The organism is Amycolatopsis sp. NPDC054798 (genome assembly GCF_053611505.1).
Genome location: NZ_JBSHAM010000018.1, coordinates 1 through 19773, shown reverse-complemented (window position 1 = coordinate 19773; position 19773 = coordinate 1). Strand labels below are relative to the sequence as shown.

16 protein-coding genes are annotated in these 19773 nt (G+C 70.0%); 9 read left to right on the top strand and 7 right to left on the bottom strand.

Features of this window, described 5'->3' with window-relative positions:
• Nucleotides 1-56: 56 nt before the first annotated feature.
• From ACWGIC_RS13880 to ACWGIC_RS13855, 6 genes are all read right to left on the bottom strand, one after another.
• Nucleotides 57-1379, bottom strand: a complete 1323-nt coding sequence (locus ACWGIC_RS13880; protein ID WP_452076272.1) for a DNA-methyltransferase — start codon at nucleotides 1377-1379, stop codon at nucleotides 57-59.
• A complete protein-coding gene (locus tag ACWGIC_RS13875) occupies nucleotides 1376-2419 on the bottom strand; it encodes a DNA-methyltransferase (RefSeq protein ID WP_452076271.1) in 1044 nt (347 codons plus the stop codon). The genes ACWGIC_RS13880 and ACWGIC_RS13875 overlap by 4 nt, the downstream gene beginning before the upstream one ends.
• Complete coding sequence (locus ACWGIC_RS13870; RefSeq protein ID WP_452076270.1) at nucleotides 2416-3666, bottom strand: DNA-methyltransferase; 1251 nt, start codon at nucleotides 3664-3666, stop codon at nucleotides 2416-2418. The genes ACWGIC_RS13875 and ACWGIC_RS13870 overlap by 4 nt, the downstream gene beginning before the upstream one ends.
• Nucleotides 3663-4415: a recombinase family protein gene (locus tag ACWGIC_RS13865; RefSeq protein WP_452076269.1), complete on the bottom strand. Its 753-nt coding sequence runs from the start codon at nucleotides 4413-4415 to the stop codon at nucleotides 3663-3665. The genes ACWGIC_RS13870 and ACWGIC_RS13865 overlap by 4 nt, the downstream gene beginning before the upstream one ends.
• Nucleotides 4416-4517: 102 nt before the next feature.
• The gene (locus ACWGIC_RS13860; protein WP_452076268.1) at nucleotides 4518-5438 is read right to left on the bottom strand and encodes a DNA methyltransferase; all 921 of its coding nucleotides are present in this window, start codon (nucleotides 5436-5438) and stop codon (nucleotides 4518-4520) included.
• Complete coding sequence (locus ACWGIC_RS13855; protein ID WP_452076267.1) at nucleotides 5431-6414, bottom strand: hypothetical protein; 984 nt, start codon at nucleotides 6412-6414, stop codon at nucleotides 5431-5433. The genes ACWGIC_RS13860 and ACWGIC_RS13855 overlap by 8 nt, the downstream gene beginning before the upstream one ends.
• A 534-nt stretch (nucleotides 6415-6948) precedes the next feature.
• Between ACWGIC_RS13855 and ACWGIC_RS13850 the strand changes: the two genes are divergently transcribed.
• From ACWGIC_RS13850 to ACWGIC_RS13810, 9 genes are all read left to right on the top strand, one after another.
• The gene (locus ACWGIC_RS13850) at nucleotides 6949-7971 is read left to right on the top strand and encodes a hypothetical protein (protein ID WP_452076266.1); all 1023 of its coding nucleotides are present in this window, start codon (nucleotides 6949-6951) and stop codon (nucleotides 7969-7971) included.
• 185 nt (nucleotides 7972-8156) lie between these two features.
• Entirely contained in the window at nucleotides 8157-8474 is a 318-nt protein-coding gene (locus ACWGIC_RS13845) for a pilin (protein WP_452076265.1), read from the top strand.
• A 4-nt stretch (nucleotides 8475-8478) separates the two neighbouring features.
• Nucleotides 8479-10647 carry a hypothetical protein gene (locus ACWGIC_RS13840; RefSeq protein WP_452076264.1) on the top strand — a complete coding sequence of 723 codons (2169 nt, stop codon included), beginning with the start codon at nucleotides 8479-8481 and terminating at the stop codon, nucleotides 10645-10647.
• On the top strand, nucleotides 10644-11807 hold the full coding sequence (locus ACWGIC_RS13835) for a PrgI family protein (RefSeq protein WP_452076263.1): 1164 nt from the start codon (nucleotides 10644-10646) through the stop codon (nucleotides 11805-11807). Before ACWGIC_RS13840 ends, ACWGIC_RS13835 begins: the two co-directional genes overlap by 4 nt.
• Nucleotides 11804-13714 (top strand): VirB4 family type IV secretion system protein, encoded by a 1911-nt coding sequence (locus ACWGIC_RS13830; protein ID WP_452076262.1) that lies wholly within the window; start codon nucleotides 11804-11806, stop codon nucleotides 13712-13714. Before ACWGIC_RS13835 ends, ACWGIC_RS13830 begins: the two co-directional genes overlap by 4 nt.
• Before the next feature lie 86 nt (nucleotides 13715-13800).
• On the top strand, nucleotides 13801-14637 hold the full coding sequence (locus ACWGIC_RS13825) for a GP88 family protein (RefSeq protein ID WP_452076261.1): 837 nt from the start codon (nucleotides 13801-13803) through the stop codon (nucleotides 14635-14637).
• Between the two features lie 42 nt (nucleotides 14638-14679).
• Nucleotides 14680-17181, top strand: a complete 2502-nt coding sequence (locus ACWGIC_RS13820) for a type IV secretory system conjugative DNA transfer family protein (RefSeq protein WP_452076260.1) — start codon at nucleotides 14680-14682, stop codon at nucleotides 17179-17181.
• 68 nt (nucleotides 17182-17249) lie between these two features.
• On the top strand, nucleotides 17250-18284 hold the full coding sequence (locus tag ACWGIC_RS13815; protein WP_452076259.1) for a replication-relaxation family protein: 1035 nt from the start codon (nucleotides 17250-17252) through the stop codon (nucleotides 18282-18284).
• Nucleotides 18285-18290: 6 nt separating this feature from the next.
• A complete protein-coding gene (locus ACWGIC_RS13810) occupies nucleotides 18291-19244 on the top strand; it encodes a M23 family metallopeptidase (RefSeq protein ID WP_452076258.1) in 954 nt (317 codons plus the stop codon).
• A 96-nt stretch (nucleotides 19245-19340) separates the two neighbouring features.
• Here the strand turns inward: ACWGIC_RS13810 and ACWGIC_RS13805 are convergent, their stop codons facing one another.
• A complete protein-coding gene (locus tag ACWGIC_RS13805) occupies nucleotides 19341-19616 on the bottom strand; it encodes a hypothetical protein (protein ID WP_043837078.1) in 276 nt (91 codons plus the stop codon).
• Between the last annotated feature and the right edge of the window lie 157 nt (nucleotides 19617-19773).

Below are 19773 nucleotides of genomic sequence, written 5' to 3'. Positions count from 1 at the left end.
CGGAGGCCCCGAACGAGTGGGCCCCTCCTGTCGTCCACGTCACATCGGCACGGGTGTCACGCGGCGCGCGGAACCGGTTCCGGGGCCTGGTGGGTGTCGCGGGCTCGTGCTTGCTGGCGGGGGTTGCGAACGCGCCAGGTGGCGAGGCGGCAGTAGTCGCGGCTGGCATCCAGCGAGATGGCTCGTCGGCCGTGTACGGCGGCGGCCAGCGCGGTGGTTCCGGTGCCGCCAAAGGGATCGAGCACTACACCGGGAACGCTGGGCGCGCTCGTGTCGGCGCAGTCGCAGGCGTCGGCGAACTCGGTGGCCCGCGACAGCAGGAACTCGCGGGCGTAGCCGCCCAGCGCCGCGCGCGCCTCGGCGACGAGCTGTTCATCGGGATGCTCATGCCCGCCCGGACGGCCCTGGGTGTCGATGGCACGGGGCGTGTCGTTCAGTCCCGCGGCTCGCAGCGCGGACAGGTGAGCCTCGGTCAGGCCGTGCTCGCGCACCAGTTCCAGCGCACGCCTCGTCTGCGGCCGGGAGGTGTCGAGGCCGAAGGCGACCGGAACTCGGCGGCGGCCATGCCCGCACGCTGTACAGACGCGTCGTGGCGACCACCCGAGGACGAGTCGCCGAGGCCATTCCACAGGAAACGACGCATAGTGCGCGACGTCCAAGTGCGGGGGCACCCGCAGTGGCTGGGGTGCGATCTCCCATACGGATCCGGGCAGGCGGCCGTGCGGGTGCAACATCTGCCGTCGTTTCAGGGTCTGCTGTTCTGCGCCTGGGTAGTACCGGCCGTCGCGTGCCGCGCGGCCAGGATCGGATCGGTGCGGTGCTACACGAGCGAGACTCGCCGCGGAGTGCGGGAGCCTGATGGTGTCGAGGGCGCTGTAGTAGCGCGGATTGAGCGTGAAGTGGAACCAGGTTTCGTGGCTGCGGCGGACCCGGTCGCGCACGGACTCGGGCAGTCCGTGGGGTTTGGACCAGATGATCTCGGCGCGCAGGATCAGTCCGAGTTCGTCGATGCAGCGCAGGGCGTAGCGCCAGGGCAGGCCGATCAGCGACTTCGCCGGGGTTCCGCTCAACGCGCGGCCTGTGCCGCTGCCGTTGGTGTGGCCGGAGTATTTGTCGCCGAGGTTGATGAAGATCGACCCGGACGGTTTGAGGACGCGGATCATCTCGCGGGTGCAGGTGATCAGGTTCTCGAGATAGGCGCCCGGGGTGTCTTCGGCGCCGAGCTGGCCCCGGTAGGCGGTGTTGCTATCGCGGTAGGTCCGCAGCCCGAAGTAGGGAGGGCTGGTGACCACCAGATCGACACTGGCGTCCGGGACCGGAAGGTCACGGGCGTCGCCGTGGATGATCTCCGGTTCGACGAAGGTGGTGTCGTCGGTCATTGCGGCCCTCCTACGTCCGGGCCGGCAGCGATGATGCGCCGGCGTGCGAGGTCGTGGTAGGCGGCGTTGGTGTCGATGCCGGTGAAACGCCGGCCGAGCGCGCGAGCGGCGACGCCGGTGGTTCCGCCGCCGCTGAACGGGTCGAGGACGTGACCGCCGGGCGGGCATCCGGCCGCGATGCAGCGCCGCGGGATCTCCACCGGCGACGGCGCCGGATGCCCGGAACGGGTGCGGTCGGGCGGGATGGTCCACACGTTGCCGGGATTGCGACCCCGCTGTCCGTCGGCGGGTGTGCGGGGCCAGGTGCCGCGGGCGGTATTCGGCTTCGTGCCGCCGTAGTGGGCGCGGCGGGACAGGGCACGGTCGCCGGTGTAGGGCTGCCGGATCGCATCGAGGTCGAAGTAGTAGTCCGGCTGTGTGACGAACAGGAAGAGCATCTCGTGGCGGGTCGCGAGCCGATCGGAGATCGGGGTGGGGGTGGCGTGGGGCTTGTGCCAGACGATCGCCGACCGCAAGATCCACCCGTCGTCCTGCAGCGCGAAGGCAAGCCGCCACGGCATGCCGAGCAGGTTCTTGTGCGGCATGTCCGCTCGTGGCCGGTAGCGCGGTTGCCGAGCTTGCCCTGGGGTCGTGCACCAGTAGCCGTCGGAGTTGGTGGAGTAGCTGTCACCGAGGTTGAGCCACACCGTGGCCCGCGGGGTGAGCACCCGCCGGGCCGCGGCGAACATCGCGCGCAGGGTCTCGATGTAGTCGTCCGCGGTCGGTTCCAGCCCGATCTGCGGGTGCTCGCGCCGTGCCCCGCAGTCTCGGCACCGCCACCGCCCGGCACCCGCGTCGCGGAGGCTGGCCGGGCGGTGGCGGCAGCCGGGCCGGCCGCCGGTCCAGCGGTCGGGGGCGTAGTCGCGCAGCCGCCAGTAGGGCGGGCTGGTGACCAGACAGTCCACCGAGTCCTCGGGCAGGTTCTGGATTCCGGCTTCCGCGTCGGCGGTCACCAGCGTGACAGCGTCGTCCTCACGGGAGTGTGCAGCGAAGGCGGTCACGCGGCCCTCCCGGTGTCCTGGGCGGACAAGCCGAGACGGCGCAGGCCGATGTCGTGAAACTCGCGATTGAGGTCGATGCCGACATAAGAGCGGCCGAGCTGGCGCGCGGCCAGGCCGGTGGTGGCGGCGCCGCTGAACGGGTCGAGCACCACACCGCCGTCGGGGCATCCGGCGGCGATACAGCGCAGCGGGATGTCGACCGGGAACGCGGCGAAGTGCGCCTCCCGCAACGGGCGGGTGGTGATCGACCAGACGTCACCGGGATTCTTGCCCCGAGCATGCGCGGCGGCGTGCCGCGCTCCGGTCGGGCGCATCGCATCGCCGTGGGCTTTCCCGGCGAACGGATCTGTGTCCCGGTATTTGCCGTACACGCTGTGTCCGCGGCGGCGCGCGGTCGCGTCGATCCCGCCGTGGTGGCCCTTGTTCGCGCCGCCGATCACGATGCCCTCCCCGACCGCCTCGGGACGGGTGAGTGGTTCGCGGATCGGGTCGAGGTCGAAGAAGTACTTCTGCTGTTTGGTCAGGAGGAACAGCATCTCGTACCGGTTCGAGACCCGGTCGCGCACGGACTCGGGCATGGCGTTGGGTTTGTGCCACACGATCGCGTTGCGCAGAATCCAGCCATCGGCCTGCAGCGCGAACGCGACCCGCCACGGCATCCCAACTAAGTTCTTCCGCGGCAGGCTCCGTGTACGTGCCACCCCGGCCTGGCGCACTGATTCCCGCAGCGGCGCTGCCGCGCTACGTCCGGACAGGGTGCTTGTCCGCATCGCGTCCCCGGCGCGGCCCGGCGGTTCGGCGGAGTAGGAGTCGCCCAGGTTCAGCCACACCGTGCCGGTGTCTGCCAGGACACGGTGCAGCTGGGCGAAGACCTCCCGGAGCCGGTCGACGTAGTCCTGCGGGGTCGCCTCTAGGCCGTGCTGGTCGTCCTCGCGGCGGGCGCCGCACCGGCGGCAGCGCTGCGGCACGCCACCGCGATGCGCCGCGGACGCGGGATAGGCAAGACCGGGGTGTTTGGACTGGGGAATGTTGCCGCCGCGTCCGGTCGCGGCCAGGTGGGCGCAGTCGGGATCGCCGCCGACCCAGGTTCCGGTCCCGTAGTCGCGCAGTCCCCAGTACGGCGGGCTGGTGACCACGCAGTCCACGGACTTCTCCGGCAGGCCGGCGAGGGTGGCGGTGGCGTCGCCGGTGTAGAGCGTGACCGTCTCGTCGCGGTAGTGGACGGTGCTCGTCGGATGCTGGGTCATGCCGCCTCCCGGCTCTGGTCGGTGAGTCCGGTGGTGTCGGTGTCCGGGGTCGGTGAGACCCAGCGGGCTCGGCGGTTGTGGACCGTCCAGAACAGGGCGGGTTCGATCAGCGCCCGGTGGCTGCGCTGACGTGACCACGTCCAGTTTTCCGGCGGCTGGTCGACTCCGCGCAGCGTGCGATCACGCACGACGTAGCCGAGGTAGACGGGGTTGGCCAGGATGGTGCGCACCACCGCGCGGCTCCACGCGCGCGCTCGGCCGGACACGGGATCGACCGGGCGGGGATGCCGCTGTTCGGTCAGGCGCCGGGCGATGGCGCGGTCGCTGAGGTTCTCGTGCACCGACCAGGCGAAGATCAGCGACACGACCGGCGCACGCAGCGCGTCAACGACCAGCCGGTGCCGCCACCCCGCACGAGCGGACTCCGGCTCCACCCAGTGATGTTCCAGGGCGTAGCCGTACGGCGCGGGGCCCAGCCACCAGCCATCGCGGGTGCGCTGCCACAGCGCCAGCTGCGACCGCCTGGTCAGCTCCACCTGATACAGGTAGACGCCCAGATCGGCCGACTCGCGCCGGTCATCGTCCTCATACCGAGCCAGTGGGTATCCCGTGAGGGCTTCGCGCAGCCTGCGCCAACCGGTGGGTGACTCAGGCCTGCGCGTGCGATAGCTGACGAACGGGTAGAACAGAGGATTGATCCGGGGCGAGACCCGGCGCGGGCGGCGACCCGGTTGCGGGGTGATGTCCATGAGATTCGCTCCTTCGGCAAGATGAGTTGAGGTCGCGAGCCGCGGCACGTCGGCTCACTCACGAGCGGGGCACCGACGGGTGCTCGGTGCAGCGGCGCGCACTCAGGCGGCGGTCGAATCGGGCCGTGTTCCGCGCCCGGGGCGGTGTGGTCGCGGCGCTGCAGGCAGCGCCGGGAGGGACTGGTTCAGGGCCGGATCGGCGGCGTCGGGATCGGCCCGGAGCACGAGCGCGGTGTGGTGTGCGGGCAGCGCGACCGGATGCCCGAGCGCGCGTTCGGATCGGGCGGCGGCGCGGCGCTGGGCCAGCGACGCGCGGGTGTACGTGCGGCCTCGTCGCACCGTGGCGGTCAGCGCCGCACACCGAGCGACCGGTGCCAGCCCGGCCGCGGTGGCGAGCGCCGCGATCCGGCTGGGGACGTCGATCAGGTCGTGCCGCACGGGGTGGCGCTGTGGGGCGCTGGTGATGACCACGTGCCCGCCCGGACGCAGCAGCGGCCGGTACTGCGCCAGCAGCCCGTGCAACCGCTCCAGCGCACCATCGAGGTCGCCGACCGGACCGGGTCGCAGGGTCGTCAGGAGGAGATCGATCCGCCCGGTCAGCCCGGCCGTGGCTGCGGCGACGGCCGTTCCGGGGCGTCGGTCGAGGATGAGGACCATGCCGTCGACGAACACCCCGCGCGCCTTCGTGGCGGTCACGTTGGTGCGCGCCAGGCGCCACCACCGGCGCTGCCCGGTCAACCCGATCGCGTGCCGCCCGGCCCGGAGCGCTTCGACGATCGTGGTGCCCGCTCCGCAGTCGGGATCGAGCACGACATCACCGGGCCGGGTCAGCGCCGCGATGGCGTAGCGGGCGATCGCCGGGGCCATCAGGGCGGGGTCGGCGCCGGTGGCGTCGTGGTAGCCGCCCTCGTTCAGCTGGTCGGTCAGACTGTCGGTCCCGGTGGGCCAAACCGACGCCACAACCGGGCCTTCCGACCGCTCCCCCGCCGGGTGGGGGAGCCGCGTGCCGGTGCGCTTAGACATCCGAGGTCTCCTTCTCGTCGAGGGCACCGTCGTCCGTCGCGTCCGGCGCCATCCTCCCGAGCAGAACGAGGTCGTGGTGCACCGCGCGCAGCGGCGGCGCCGCAGCGTCGACCGCGCGCGGCGAGACGTCCGGCGCAGGAACCGCGGTGCCCATCCGGTCGGCGGTTGTGAGGCAGTCCGGCGTGTCCGGTACGGGCGCGGTGAGCACGGCGATGTGATCGAGACACCGCAACCCCTGACTACCCAGTGTGTTCAGCAAAGTCGCGTGCGGATCGCGCAGCCAACCATCGCGGTTATCACTGTGTGTGACTGTCGCGAGGAGGCCGCGCGGGGTGAGCAGGGCGTCCCAGTCGGTGCGTGCGAGCCAGTCGGTCGCGTGCGGATCGAGCGCGGTGATGATCAGGTCGAAGCCACCGCGCGGTCCGTCTCCGTCGCGATACCGAGGGCGCGCGGAGTCGGGGTGCGGTCCGGGCACCGGGTGCAGCCCGAGCCGACCGAGTGGGGGTCGCGACCCCCACTCGGCTCCGCAGCGACGGGGTGAGTCGGTGTGCTCGGCCGGGTAGTCGGGGGCGGGTGCTGCGGTCGCGGTGTCGGCGCCACGACCGAGCCGAGCGACGGTCCAGACCGCCTCGGCGAGACCGGCGTACCCCTCGGCGCTGCGGGCGTTGCCGACCGCGTGCTGAAGAGCGCGCGGGGAGGGCGGCGGGGTGAGCAGAAGGACGCGGTCGCCGGGGCGGGTGTAGGTCGTCACGAGGGTGACGATCGTGCGTCCGAGCCAGCCGGGAAGCAGTGCGGTACCGGGCAGCATCTCCGCGTCGGCGAACGACCAGAACGTCGCCGGACGCGGACGCCGGGCCGCTGCGGCAGCAGGTGTGGTCCGTGGCGCGCGGTGCCGGCCACGGCGGAGGCTCGCCGTGTCGCGATGTGGCAAGCGGCGGTGACGGCGTCCGGGCTCGGGATGCGGTGTTGAAGTCATCGGTGGCCTTCCTCGCGGTGTGGTCGGCGTGGTCTGCCAAGTCACCCCAAGAAGCCGGTTTTGAGGCCGTTTTTCGACACCGCTCGCCCAAGTTTTTTGCGAACTCCCGAAGCCCAGCGCCCCACGCAGTCAGGCGCTAGTCCGAATACATCGACACTTTCCCAGAATGCGGAGGAATTCGAGTGCGACACGGCGCGGATTGGCCTGCTGTCGAGTCACCCGGGCTCGGGTCAAGAAGAATTTCTGGCCCGAATCAAAAGACGCTCGGCCGGAGTCGCCGTGGGCCACCACGACGGACCGCCGACTGCCTACTAAGGATCGCTTAAAAGACCAGTTCACGCGCTACTAAGGCGATCCTGGACGCCGCCGGGGCAGACTGTCCCGAGCGGGGTTTCTGAATCCTTCAAGACTTCGGTTTTAGTAGCCAAGTCCACCTACTAAGAAGATCATCCTTGTTCTTTTCTTGTTCTTTTCTTGTCGCCGCCCTGGCGTCCTGACGGAGCTGATTCACCAACTCCAGTCAGGAGCACATCAATGACGAACGACGAGATTGTGTCCGCACCTATCCGGCCCGATCACGAGGGGCACGAATGGTTGCCGCTGGACACCGCGCGCGACGCCTTCGGGTGGCTGGTCACCGGGCCGAAGCCGATGGCCGTGGACGGGGCCCGGTTCGCCGGTTTGCCGCGGCGCGCGGTGCCGCTGGACGAGCTGCGGGACCGAGTGATGAGCAAGCAGTGCCCGCATCGCACCCAAGACGACGTGTGGGCGCATTTGGTGCTGCGGTCCCGCGCTCACGGGGGCGCGTGGACAGTCGCGTGCGTCGGGATGGCACTGCCGTCGCTGGCCTCGAGTTCCCGGTGGCTGGCGGCGCGGTATCCGCTCGATCGCGCAGATGTCCACGCGGCCGTACTCGCCGGATTCGTCCAAGCGTTGGCGACGGTGGATCTGACCGATCCGGGCATTATCGCCAGGCTGCACTTCGCCGCTCGCCGTGCCGGGCAAGCGGCGCTGGAAGCGTCTCTGGACGCTCCGCTGCCGGCAGGCTCGGGATATCACTCCGCGGCGCCGCGCCCGCCGTACGGGCACCCCGACTTGGTGCTGGCGCGGGCGGTCGGTGAGCAGATTCTCACCCCCGCCGAAGCGGACCTGATCTCGGCGACCCGGCTCGGCGAAACGTCGGTGACCGACTGGGCGCAAGCCCACGGCACCGCGCTCAAGACCGCGTTCAAGGCCCGTGATCGAGCCGAAGACCGACTCGTCACCTGGCTGCGCGATCAGCTCGCCGACACCGACTCCGAAGACCCCGTCGCCGACGCAGCGGTCGCCGCTCTGGTCTCCGACTCGCCGGACGCTCCCGCCGAGGAAGACCCACCTGTATCACGTGCTGTAAGCGGTCGTCTGCGCAACGGCTGGCCGACCACTTCCAAAAAATCGTCACGGGCGGTGTCGAAAAACGACCCGAAATCCGGCTTCTTGGGGTGCGGGGAGACCCCACCCGGCTCTCCGCGTACCGCCGAGCACGAGCCGACTTCGGAGGTGCGCCGATGCGCGTGACACCCCATCCCCAGACCCAGCACACCACCGCGCCGCCGCGCTCGCCCGCGTCGAGCGCATCCGATCAGAACCGGCCCCACGCGGGCGTCGTCAGCCACTCGCGGCCGACGGCACACACGAACGCCTCAGGTCCACGTCATCGGACCTCTGCGGCGCGACCGGCGCGCCGCGCGGTGACGCGCTCGGTGGCCTTCGCGGTACTCGGCGCGGTCCTGCTCAGCTCGCTCACCGCGGATGCGGCGCAGGCCTCGACACAGGTGCTCGCGATCGCGAGCAGCGTCGGCCAGGTCTTCGACAACATCCGCAATTGGCTGGTCGGCATCCTCGCCGGGCTGGCGACGGTGTTCCTCACCGTCGGCGGCGTCCGGTACCTGATGGCCGGGGGTGACCCCGGGGAAGTGGAGAAGGCCAAGCAGTCGTTCAAGAGCGCCGGGTGGGGCTACGGGCTGGCGGCGCTGGCGCCGCTCGTGGTGGAAATCCTGCGCGGGATTGTCGGGGCCTGAGGCCATGACCGCGACCCGACACTCCCGCGTGCCCGAGCCCGATCGCGGCGAGCCCGGCACCGGCGCACGCCCGGCGGACCCGGCTCGCCGGGAGCGGGTCCTGCTCGCCCCGCCCACCTCGCAGCGCACTGGCCGTAGCTCCCGGCGGCGGCTGGTGTGGCTGCTGGCGCTGGGTCTGACCGTGGTGCTCGGCGGGGTGCTGGCTGTCGGTGCGTGGGCCTCGCCCGGCGCGCCCCAGGCACCCGGTACGCAGCAGGCGGCGCTGGCGCAGCCCGCGGCGCAGCAGCCGCCGCCGCTGCCGCTGCCGCCCAACCCCAGCGACACGTGTGCCCCGAACTCGCCGGACCCCACGTGTCACTTTCCGACCGGCTCGCCGCGCCCGTCGGCACCGGCGACGCCGCTGCCGCCGATCACCGAGCTGCCGCCGCCGACGAGTTGCTTCCCCGGCCAGATCGGGTGCACACCCGGTGGCCCGACCACCGCGCCGAGCACGACTGCGAACCCGCCGTGCACGGGTGAGGACTGCATCCCGCAGCCCACCCCGACACCGAGCACGAGTCCGCAGCCGGGTGGCCCCAGCACGGGAAACGGTGATCCGGACTGCGGCCTGACCAACATCACCGGCTGCATCGCCAAGGCGATCAACGGTGTGTTCAAGGATCTGGTCAATGCCGCGCTGTCGCCGATCCTGGAGCTGCTCGGCCACACCGCGCTGACCACGCCGACGCTGGATCAGCTTCCCGGCATCGGTGAGCTGTGGGACAACTCGTGGCAGATCGTGCTGGCGTGCTACGGGATGCTGATCCTCGTCGCCGGGATCGTGGTGATGTCCCACGAGACGGTGCAGGCCCGGTACTCGATCAAGGAGATCGGCCCGCGGATTCCGATCGGATTCCTCGCCTCCGCGCTGTCGTTGTTCTTCGCCGAGAAGTTCATCCGGCTGGCCAACGCGCTGTCCGCCGCAGTGCTCGGCGACGGGGTGAATCCGCCGTCGCTCGGGTCGACGCTCAAGGACGCGGTCGAGGGCGCGGTCTCCGGCGGGTTCTTCATGATCCTGCTGGCGTTGGTGCTCGTGGTCGTCGGGATCGCGCTGCTGATCGTCTACGTCGTCCGCGTGGTCATCACGTTGATCTTGATCGTCACCGGGCCGCTGTTTCTGATGTGTCATTGCCTGCCCCACACCGATGGCATCGCCCGGTGGTGGTGGAAGGCGCTCGGGGCGACGTTGGCGATCCAGGTTGCCCAGTCACTGGTGCTGATCACCGCCGTGCGGACTTTCCTGGCCGGCGGGGTGCATCTGTTCGGCTCGACGTTGTCCGCGCTCGGCATGCTCATCGCCGCGATCGCGCTGTTCTACATCTTGTTCAAGATTCCGTTCTGGTTCCTCTCGGCCACCAAGATCGGCCACGGCCGTTCCTTCCTCGGCGGGCTCGCGAAGGCGTACATCGCGGCGAAGACGTTCGGGATGGTCGCCGGGAAGTCTGGCGGGCTGGGCAAGGCCGGAGCGGTCGCCGGTGGCGGAAAAGGCGGTAAGGGCGGCGGGGGCCGCGGCGGTGCTGCTGCCGATCCACCGTGGCCCGCTCAGCCGCGGATCGCGCCGACACCGGAGGCGGTCAACAAGCGGTTGCAGGCGGCCTACGACGCCGACCGCGCCCGTGCTGCCCAGCAGCCGCGCCCGCCCTCGCAGCGACCGGAGTTTCTGCAGCCCGGTCCGCAGGAGACCACCCACGACCCGGCCGTCACCCCGGCCACCCAAGGACCCGTCATGCCCGAATTCAGTTCCGCATCCAAGCCCGCTACTGCGGTCCCGCCGCCTGCCGGGCGGCACCGCAGGCAGGCCGCGACGGCGCCCCGGTTCCAAGCTCCCGGTGCGCCGCGCCGGGCCGGTGCTGCCGCGCCCCCGGCTCGACCGGTCGCGGTGGCCGCGGTTCCGCCGCACTTGCGGTTCCAGCCGCCGACGCCGGAACCGCCCCACGTGTCCCAGCCGGTCACGCCCGCGACTGCGCCACCCGCCGCACCGGTGTTCCGGACCGCGCACCCGGAGCCTCGCATCGGAGACGCCCGCCCGCGCACGCCGTCCGTGCCGCCGGTGACGTTCCGGGCGCCGACCACGCCACCGACGCCGCCGAAATCCGTTCCAGAAACCCCGCCCCGTGGAGGTGAGAAGTCATGACCCAGCCCGTGCGCATACCGTCAGATGTCGATCGCGAGGATCGCGTCCTGGCCAATCTCACCGCTCGCCAGCTGGCGATCCTCACCGTGACCGGGATCGTGCTCTACGGCGCCTGGACGCTGGCCCGCGGTGTGATGCCGCTGCCGGTCTTCCTGATCGTCGCTATTCCCATCGGGGTCAGTGCCGCGGTCCTGGCGCTGGGTCAGCGCGACGGCATGAGCCTGGACCGGCTCGTGCTCGCGGCGCTTCGCCAGCGGCTGCAACCCCGCCGCCGAGTCGCCGCTCCCGAAGGGGTGCAGCCCGCGCCGGAGTGGCTGACCAGCAGTATCACCACCACGGACGCCACCGGTGCTGCGGGCAAGTCGGAGGTATCTCCGGCGGCGCTGCGGCTGCCCGCGGAAGGGGTCACCGAGGCCGGTGTCGTCGACCTCGGCCCCGACGGAGTCGCGATGGTCGCGGTGGCCAGCACCGTGAACTTCGCGCTCAGGACGCCCGGTGAGCAGGAGGCGTTGGTCGCGTCCTTCGGCCGGTATCTGCATTCGATCTCCGCGCCGGTGCAGGTGCTCATCCGGGCCGAACGGCTGGACCTGAGCCGCCAGATCAGCGACTTGCGCGAGGCGGCCCCCGGGTTGCCGCATCCGATGCTCGAAGCCGCCGCGCGGGAGCACGCGATCTACCTCGACCAGTTGCGCCGCTCCACTGATCTGCTGCGCCGCCAGGTGCTGCTGGTGCTGCGCGAGCCGGTCCGCGCAACGGGGCCGACCGACGGGCTCGGCGGCGCGTCCCCGCTCGCCGCGCTGCGGGCGCGGCGGGACCGCAGTCGGGAGGGCGAGGTCACCGAGACTGCGCGGCGCTCGGCGGAAACCCGGCTCGTGCGGCGTCTGGGCGAAGCCACCGAACTGCTCTCCCCGGCCGGGATCACGATCACGCCCTTGGACGCCGGGCAGGCCACTGCCGTGCTGGCCACCGCGTGCAACCCGGACAGCCTGATCCCGCCCTCGGCGGGTCTGGCCGGCGCGGACGAGGTGATCACCACCACCGCGGCAGACCCCGACGACGAGCCACCAGTCCATCACCGAAGCACGGCCAGCCGGGGCGGGCGCGACAGCGCGCCGCCGGAGCCGACGGCCCTGGATGAATGGGAGGGCGGGGACCTATGAGCAGGAAGTTCGGCCGTACTCGAGGCCGCGGGGCACCGCACACGAACGCACCGTTGGGAAGGGCCAGTGCGTTCACGCCGGACTCGCTGTCGGTCGCGCCCCGGCATCTGGAGATCGGCGGCGAATGGGTCTCCTCCTTCGCGATCACCGGCTATCCGCGCGAGGTGCACGCGGGATGGCTGCAGCCGCTGCTGTCCTACCCCGGCCGCGTGGACGTGTCGCTGCACATCGAACCGATCGACCCGGTCACCGCCGCCCACCGGCTCAAGCGCCAACTGTCCAAGTTGGAGTCCGGGCGACGGCACACCAGCGAGAAGGGGCGGTTGCTGGACCCGATGGTCGAGGCCGCCACCGAGGACGCCTACGACCTCTCGGCCCGCGTCGCCCGCGGCGAAGGCAAGCTCTACCGCCTCGGGCTATATCTGACCGTGCACGCCACCAGCGAAGCCGATCTCACCGAGCAGGTGGCCGCGGTGCGGGCGCTCGCCGCGTCGTTGCTGATGAACGCTCAGCCGACCACGTACCGGTCGTTGCAGGGCTGGGTGGCGACCTTGCCGCTGGCGCTGGATCTGATCGGCATGCGCCGCACCTTCGACACCAGTGCGCTGGCCGCCGCGTTTCCCTTCACCAGCCCCGATCTGCCGCCCGCTGACCCGACCAGTGTCGCCGCACCGGCCGGGGTGCTGTACGGGTTCAACGTCGGTAGCCAGGGTTTGGTGCATTGGGACCGCTTTTCCGCCGACAACTACAACGCGGTGGTGCTCGGGCGGTCCGGCGCGGGCAAGTCGTACCTGGTGAAGCTGGAAACCCTGCGCAGCCTCTACCGCGGGATCGAGGTCGCGATCATCGATCCGGAGGACGAGTACCGGCGGCTGTGCGAGGCCATCGGCGGCACATACATCCACCTCGGCGACGCCGATGTCCGCATCAACCCGTTCGACCTGCCGATCGCCATCAGGCCGGACGGGCGTCGCACCGCCCCCAAGGACGCACTAACCCGCCGGGCGCTGTTCCTGCACACCGTCATCGGAGTGCTGCTCGGCACCGAGCTGTCCGCACAGCAACGAGCCGTGCTCGACCGGGCGATCATGGCCACCTATCAGCAGGCCGGGATCACCAGCGACCCGCGGACCTGGGGCCGGCAGGCGCCACTGCTGGCCGATCTCGCCGCGATCCTCACCGGCACCGCGGACCCGGTCGCGGCGGACCTGGGGGCCCGGTTGCACCCGTTCGTCGAGGGCGCGTTCTCCACGATGTTCTCCGGGCCGACCACGACCAGGGCCGAAGGGCACCTGACCGTGTTCAGCCTGCGTGACCTGCCCGACGAACTCCGGCCGATCGGCACGCTGCTCACGCTGGACACGGTGTGGCGGCGGGTGTCCAACCCGGCCATCCGGCGTCCGAGGCTGATCACGGTCGACGAGGCATGGCTGCTCATGCAGGATCCTGCCGGGGCGCGTTTTCTGCACCGGATGGCCAAAGCAGCCCGGAAACACTGGGCGGGCTTGACGATCGCGACCCAAGATGTCGGCGACGTCCTCGGCACCGAGCTGGGCAAGGCGATCATCGCGAACGCGGCTACGCAAATTCTCCTACGCCAAGCACCACAAGCGATCGATGAGATCGTGGCGACCTTCAACCTGTCCGAAGGCGAGAAACAGTTCCTGATTTCCGCGGACAAGGGACAAGGTCTGCTCTCGACCGGGACACAGAGAGTCGCGTTCCAGTCGCTGGCGTCTCCACAGGAAAACGCGCTCATCACAACAGATCCGGCCGAGTTGGCCCAGTACGCAGACCACGAATCTAGCACGGACGACGGCGCGTTTGTGGACCTCGGCGTTCACGACACTGAGCTGGCTCTCGACGCAGACATCGACGGTCACGTCGACCTCGGCAGCGCCGCATAGCCCGCCCCGTCGCTGCGGATCTCTTCGACCACAACCGTTTCTGCTCGTTTCTTGTACTCGCCTGACTTTCCTTTGCGAGGTGTCGTATGTCTTCTTCCGCCAGCATGACCACGGTTCCGGCGCGGCCGTCCCGGTTGCTGACGCAGAACCGGGAGATGCGCGCAATTGGCGTCTGGAACTGGACCCTGCCCGCGCTGGCCGCCCGTTTGCCTGACGGACGGACGCACGTGACCTGCCCGGCGGCGAGCGCGTGCACTCGCATCTGCTACGCGCGCAACGGAACTTATCTCTTCCCTGCGGTAAAAGCCAAGCATACCGCCAATCTCGCTTACGTCCTGGACGACTTGCCTGGCTGGGAAGCCGCCATGATCCGCGAACTGTCGGCGCCGCGCCTGGTCGGGAAATTTGTCAGGGTGCATGACGCAGGGGATTTTTTCAGCGATGCCTACACTTTGGCGTGGTGTCGGGTGATGCGCGCCTGCCCGCAGGTGACGTTTTACGCCTATACCAAGGAAGTTCGGCGGTTCAAGCGGCTGATCGAACCGGACCCGCCCGAGAATTTCCTGTGGGTGTACAGCTACGGCGGTCGCGAGGATTCGTTGATTGACCCCGACCGTGACCGGGTCGCCGATGTGTTTCCCGATGAGGACGCCATCACTGAGGCCGGGTGGTCGTCGCAGGAAGCCTCGGATCTGCTCGCCGTGCTCGGTCCGCGATTGGTCGGGGTGCCCGCGAACCGCATCCCGCAGTTCCTCAAGCGCATGGGCGGGCGGCGCCTGTCGCAGTGGCAGGCCGAGATCGACGCCGAACGGGCACACAAGCGGCGCCGTCATCTGCGACTCGTGCCCAACGACCCGTCAGCGCCTACCTCGATGCCGGAAGGCCAACCGAGCGCGGACGACGCCGAGCGATACGCGGCCTGAATCCGCGTCCTTTCGACTTTTCCTTGCGAGAGGAGATTTCTGATGTCATCCACTCAATCTGTTGTCGCTTCGGCGAGGACGCTTGCGTCACCGTTGCAGGACTACCTGCGCGATCCCGGTGCCGCAGTGCGCGCTGTCGTCGCGACACTGCGGGAATTCGCGCTGACCTGGGGGCCACTCGTCGGGCCGGCCGTTGCCCTGGCGGTGGCTGGCGTCGTGGTCGGGCGCCGGTGGTGGGCGCGCCGGTGCCATGACCGGATGGCCGCCGACGCCCGGGTGGTCACCGTGCTGGCTCCGCCCACGGTCGATCCGGACGGCGCGGCGGCCTTGTACTCCAACCTGGTCGGGCTGTTGCGGTCCGGCTGGAAACGGCGGATGCACGGCCAGCCGCACATTGTGTGGGAGTACGTGTTTTCCCATGCCGGGGTCGCCTTGCGACTGTGGCTGCCAGGCGTCGTGCCGCCCGGCATGGCCGAGCGCGCCATCGAGGCTGCCTGGCCCGGCGCGCACACCCGCACTGCCCCCGCCAAGCCGCCGATCCCCTTGTCCAATCCGCCGGGCAAAGCGGTCGAGGCCGTGGGCGGCGAACTGCGCCTGGCCCGCAGCGAGGCACTGCCCATCCGGTCGGACTTCCCCACCGATCCCGTTCGAGCCTTGCTGGGCGCCCCGGTCGGCATGGCCACCCACGAGCGTGCCGTGGTGCAGATTCTCGCGCGCCCGGTTACCGGCGCCCGTGTCCGCAAAGCCCGCCGCGCCGCCCGCCGGGTCCGCACGGGCAGCTCGGTCCGGCTGGCCGGACGCCTGCTGGACCTGATCACCCCGCACACCGGATCGCGCAAACCCAGCGCCACGGCCAAAAAGCCGGTCACCGATCACCAGACCTCGCTGGAGAACTCCGCGCAGGACCGGGTGATCGTGGCCAAGCAGCGCAGTTCCCAGTACGAGACCCGCATCCGGTATGCCGTGGCCACCTTGGTCGACGAGCATGCGACCAGCACGGAGCGGGTTCCGGTGCGTGAACACTTGCGCGGACGCGGGCATGCCATCGCCAGCGCGTTCGCGGCTTACAGCGAGCACAATTACTACCGTCGCGTCCGGCTCACCAACTCCATCCGGGCTGTGGCCGAACGACGCCTCACCTCCGGTGATCTGCTCTCGATCGCCGAGCTGGCCGCGCTCGCGCACGTCCCGACCGACGAGGCCGTGCCCGGTTTACAGCGCGCCGGAGCAAAGGCGGTGCCGCCGCCACCGGGGATCGCCACCGAGGGCGCCGGAGTGAAACCGATCGGGATCACCGACTCCGGCCACTCCCGGCCGGTGGGGCTGCGCGTCGCCGACGCGCGCCATCATCTGCACATCCTCGGTGCGACCGGTTCAGGCAAGTCCGAGCTGATGGCGCGGATGATCCTCGACGACGCCGACGCCGGCCGCGGCCTGGTCGTGATCGATCCCAAGGGAGACCTGGTCGCGGACACCCTGATGCGGCTGCCCTCGCGGCTCGGGGAGAAGGTGGTGCTCTTCGACGCTGACAGCCGCTCCCGCCCACCGGTGCTCAACCCGCTCGAAGGCGACGACACCGCCCGCACCGTGGACAACCTGGTCTCAATCTTCTCCCACGTCTACGCCTCCAGCTGGGGACCGCGCACCGAGGACATCCTGCGCTCAGGGCTGCTGACCCTGCGCGAGCTGCCCGGCACACCAACGCTGACCGATCTGCCGAAACTGTTGACGGTGCCCGCCTTCCGGCAGCGTGCACTCGAACAGATCTCCGACGATGTCCTGACCGGCTTCTGGCACTGGTACGACGATCTGTCCGACGCCAGCCGGGCACAGGTCGTCGCACCGCTGATGAACAAACTCCGCGGCCTGCTGCTGCGCCCGTTCGTGCGGGCATCCCTCGCCGGTGGCAAATCCACAGTGGACATGGACGCGGTACTCGACGGCGGGATCTGCCTGGTGCGCCTGGGCAAGGACGCGCTCGGGATGGACACCGCACGGCTGATCGGCTCGATCGTCGTGGCCCGCACCTGGCAGGCAGCCACCCGGCGCGCCCGGATACCGCAACGCGACCGCCACGATGCCTCGCTCTACATCGACGAGTGCCACAACTTCCTCAATCTGGCGTACCCGATGGAGGACATGCTCGCTGAAGCCCGTGGCTACCGGATGTCGATGACGCTCGCGCACCAGTACCTGCGGCAACTGCCGCGCGAACTGGAAGAAGGCATCAGCACCAACGCCCGCTCGAAGATCATTTTCTCAGCGTCGCCCGAAGACGCCCGGGACTTGGCCCGGCATACCGCGCCCCGGCTCTCCGAGCACGATCTCGCCAATCTCGGTCGGTTCCACATCGCCGCGCGGCTGGTGCTCGACAGCGAGGAAGCTCCCCCGTTCACTGCGGTCACCGAGAAGCTTCCGCCCGCGATTCCGGGGCGTGCCAAGGAGATCCGTCGGCTCGCGCTCGTGAACACCGAGCCTCGAAACACGCCTGAGCCGACCGAGAACGTCCAGCCGGTGGCGTTCGATCCGCGCCGGGCGGCCTGACCCGCTCAGCTTTTCCGTTTGCCCGCAGGGCGTTCTGGCGTCCTGCGGGTTTGGAGGTGCACATCACGATGGTTAGCAATCCCACCGCGCAGCGACAATTACGCGCGCATCGGCCGGAACGACCTGTTGCGCGGGTGCTCAACTCGGCCGAGCATCACGCGTGGCTGGCTCGGCATCTCACCGACCGCGACCGGTGGCTGTGCCGGATGCTGTTCGAGCACCACGTGCTCACCAGCACCCAGATCATCGATATCGCCTTCGCCGGGCGCCGTGGGGCGAACCTGCGCCTGCGCAGCCTCTACCAGTGGGGCGTGGTGCACCGGTTCCAGCCGCACCGCGACCGCGGCTCGCACCCGATGTACTACGTCCTCGACACCGCCGGGGCGGTCGCGCTGGCCCGCGAGGACGGCATCGATCCCAAGGAACTGGGCTACAGCCGTGAGCGCGAGATCGGACGCGCGTTCTCGCTACAACTGGCGCACACCGTGGGCTGCAACGGACTGTTCACCACCCTGATCCGCCGAGCGCGTCAGCCCGGTGCCGCTGGTGTGCTCGCGGCGTGGTGGTCGGCCGCCCGGTGCGGCCGGCACTGGGGCGACATCGTCACCCCGGACGGCTACGGCCGCTGGCGGGAGGCTGGCCGGGAGGTCGAGTGGTTCATCGAGTTCGACTTCGGCACCGAGCAACTGTCCCGCCTGGCGGGCAAGCTCGCCCGCTACGAGCGGCTGGCCGAGGTCACGGGCATCACCACACCAGTGCTGGTGTGGGTGCCCAGTGCCAGGCGCGAGGTCAACGCGCGCAGGGCCATGGCCGAGGCGCTGCGCGGTCTCGACCGGCCTGCACGTGTGCCCGTGGCGACTAGCAGCGGCGAGGCCGCGGCGGATCCGCTCGATATGGCCGCGCCGCGCTGGCGACGGCTCGACGAGTCCGGCACCGCCGGTCGGGTGGCGCTGGCTGACCTGCCCGCCCTCTGGCCGGACCTGCGTGCCGCCGCTCCCGGCGGTGGGCAGCGTCCGGCGGCCGCGACGCCTGCGACCGCACGTCCGGAGGTGGCCCCGCCTTCCCCGATGCCCCCGCCCGACCCCGCGCGTCCGTGGAGGTGATGCGTCGTGGGCAAGGTGGCCGCCGCCGGTGCTGGGTTCGTCGTCGTGATCATGCTCTTCATTGGCGGCGGCGCCATCGCTGTGGTTCAAGCCGTGTTCGGCAGTTCCAGCAGTTCCGCCGGTGGCCTGAACTGTGCCCCCGCTGGGGCGAGCGCGACCTCGGCAGCGGGGTACGGACCGCAGGAGATGGGCAACGCGGCGACGATCGTCGCTGTCGGCAAACGGATGAACGTGCCCGAGCAGGGCTGGGTCGTCGCGGTCGCCACGGCGCTCACCGAGTCGCAACTGAAGAACCTGAACTACGGCGATCGCGACAGCATCGGTCTGTTCCAGCAGCGGCCCTCACAAGGATGGGGAACCGTCGCGCAGATCATGGACCCCACCTACAGCAGCGAGCAGTTCTACCGGCATCTGCTGGCGCTGCCGAACTGGCAGAACATGCCGGTCACCGTGGCCGCCCAAACCGTGCAGCGATCGGGCTTTCCCGACCGCTACGCGAAATTCGAGCCAGCAGCGCGCCAGATTGTCGGGGCCGTCCAAGGTGCCACCTGCACGACCGGTGCGACGACCGGCGGCTGGACGACCCCCACGAGCGGCACCTGCACCTCCGGATTCGGGTACCGCGGCAGCGAATTCCACAAAGGACTCGACATCGGTGCGCCCATCGGTACGCCGATCCTGGCCGCCAACTCCGGCACGGTGATCAGCTCAGGCCCGGCGTCCGGCTACGGGCTGTGGGTACGCATCCAGCACGGGGACGGGACCGTGACGGTCTACGGTCACAACGACCACAATCTGGTCCGCGAAGGACAATCCGTTCAGGCCGGCCAGCCCATCGCCGCGGTCGGAAACCGGGGAGCTTCCACCGGAGCGCACCTGCACCTGCAGATCGAGGCCAACGGGCAGGCCGTCGATCCCGTGGAGTTCTACCGGCAGCGAGGAGGCCAGCTCTGCCGATAGACGCGCACAGCACCGGGAAGAGCATGCGTGACGTTCCCGGAGCGTTCCGGCGCATGGCCCTGATTCTCCGATAATCGTCCAGATCCGTGAGTCCGGCTACTCGTCTGCCGGGGTGCCTTTGAGGTGGTTGTAGAGGTTCGCGCGGCTGAGGCCGACCTCCTTGGAGATTTTGGTCTTCGGCACACCGGCCTTGTCCGCTTCACGGATATCGGTGAGCCGCTCCGTTCGTTCGACCTTCCGCTGCTGGAGCAGGATTTCCCGCATCTCCTGCAGGGAGCTTTCCACGTCTCGGATGCTCTCCAAGGCGGTTTCGATCGCTTCGATGCGCTGTCGGCGGGCGCGCAGCTGCGCGATGTGCTCGTCCTTGTCCATCTGCGGCCCTCTCTCGTGTGGCCGGGGTTGGCCGACCTCTGGGCGTGGCTGACCATCTGTTTGCCGCCGTGTCGCCCTAGACACCTTACTGAGACAGCCCGCGGTCAGCAGGGGTGTGGGGGGTTGAGAGAATAAGTGGGGGGCCCACACCCACCGT

What these genes read in the sequence shown, in the direction of transcription:
- ACWGIC_RS13880 (WP_452076272.1), bottom strand. Translation starts at nt 1,379, where the DNA reads ATGACCGACGACACCACCTTCGTCGAACCGGAGATCATCCACGGCGAC.
- ACWGIC_RS13870 (WP_452076270.1), bottom strand. Translation starts at nt 3,666, where the DNA reads ATGACCCAGCATCCGACGAGCACCGTCCACTACCGCGACGAGACGGTC.
- ACWGIC_RS13865 (WP_452076269.1), bottom strand. Translation starts at nt 4,415, where the DNA reads ATGGACATCACCCCGCAACCGGGTCGCCGCCCGCGCCGGGTCTCGCCC.
- ACWGIC_RS13860 (WP_452076268.1), bottom strand. Translation starts at nt 5,438, where the DNA reads ATGTCTAAGCGCACCGGCACGCGGCTCCCCCACCCGGCGGGGGAGCGG.
- ACWGIC_RS13855 (WP_452076267.1), bottom strand. Translation starts at nt 6,414, where the DNA reads ATGACTTCAACACCGCATCCCGAGCCCGGACGCCGTCACCGCCGCTTG.
- ACWGIC_RS13850 (WP_452076266.1), top strand. Translation starts at nt 6,949, where the DNA reads ATGACGAACGACGAGATTGTGTCCGCACCTATCCGGCCCGATCACGAG.
- ACWGIC_RS13840 (WP_452076264.1), top strand. Translation starts at nt 8,479, where the DNA reads ATGACCGCGACCCGACACTCCCGCGTGCCCGAGCCCGATCGCGGCGAG.
- ACWGIC_RS13835 (WP_452076263.1), top strand. Translation starts at nt 10,644, where the DNA reads ATGACCCAGCCCGTGCGCATACCGTCAGATGTCGATCGCGAGGATCGC.
- ACWGIC_RS13830 (WP_452076262.1), top strand. Translation starts at nt 11,804, where the DNA reads ATGAGCAGGAAGTTCGGCCGTACTCGAGGCCGCGGGGCACCGCACACG.
- ACWGIC_RS13825 (WP_452076261.1), top strand. Translation starts at nt 13,801, where the DNA reads ATGTCTTCTTCCGCCAGCATGACCACGGTTCCGGCGCGGCCGTCCCGG.
- ACWGIC_RS13820 (WP_452076260.1), top strand. Translation starts at nt 14,680, where the DNA reads ATGTCATCCACTCAATCTGTTGTCGCTTCGGCGAGGACGCTTGCGTCA.
- ACWGIC_RS13815 (WP_452076259.1), top strand. Translation starts at nt 17,250, where the DNA reads ATGGTTAGCAATCCCACCGCGCAGCGACAATTACGCGCGCATCGGCCG.
- ACWGIC_RS13805 (WP_043837078.1), bottom strand. Translation starts at nt 19,616, where the DNA reads ATGGACAAGGACGAGCACATCGCGCAGCTGCGCGCCCGCCGACAGCGC.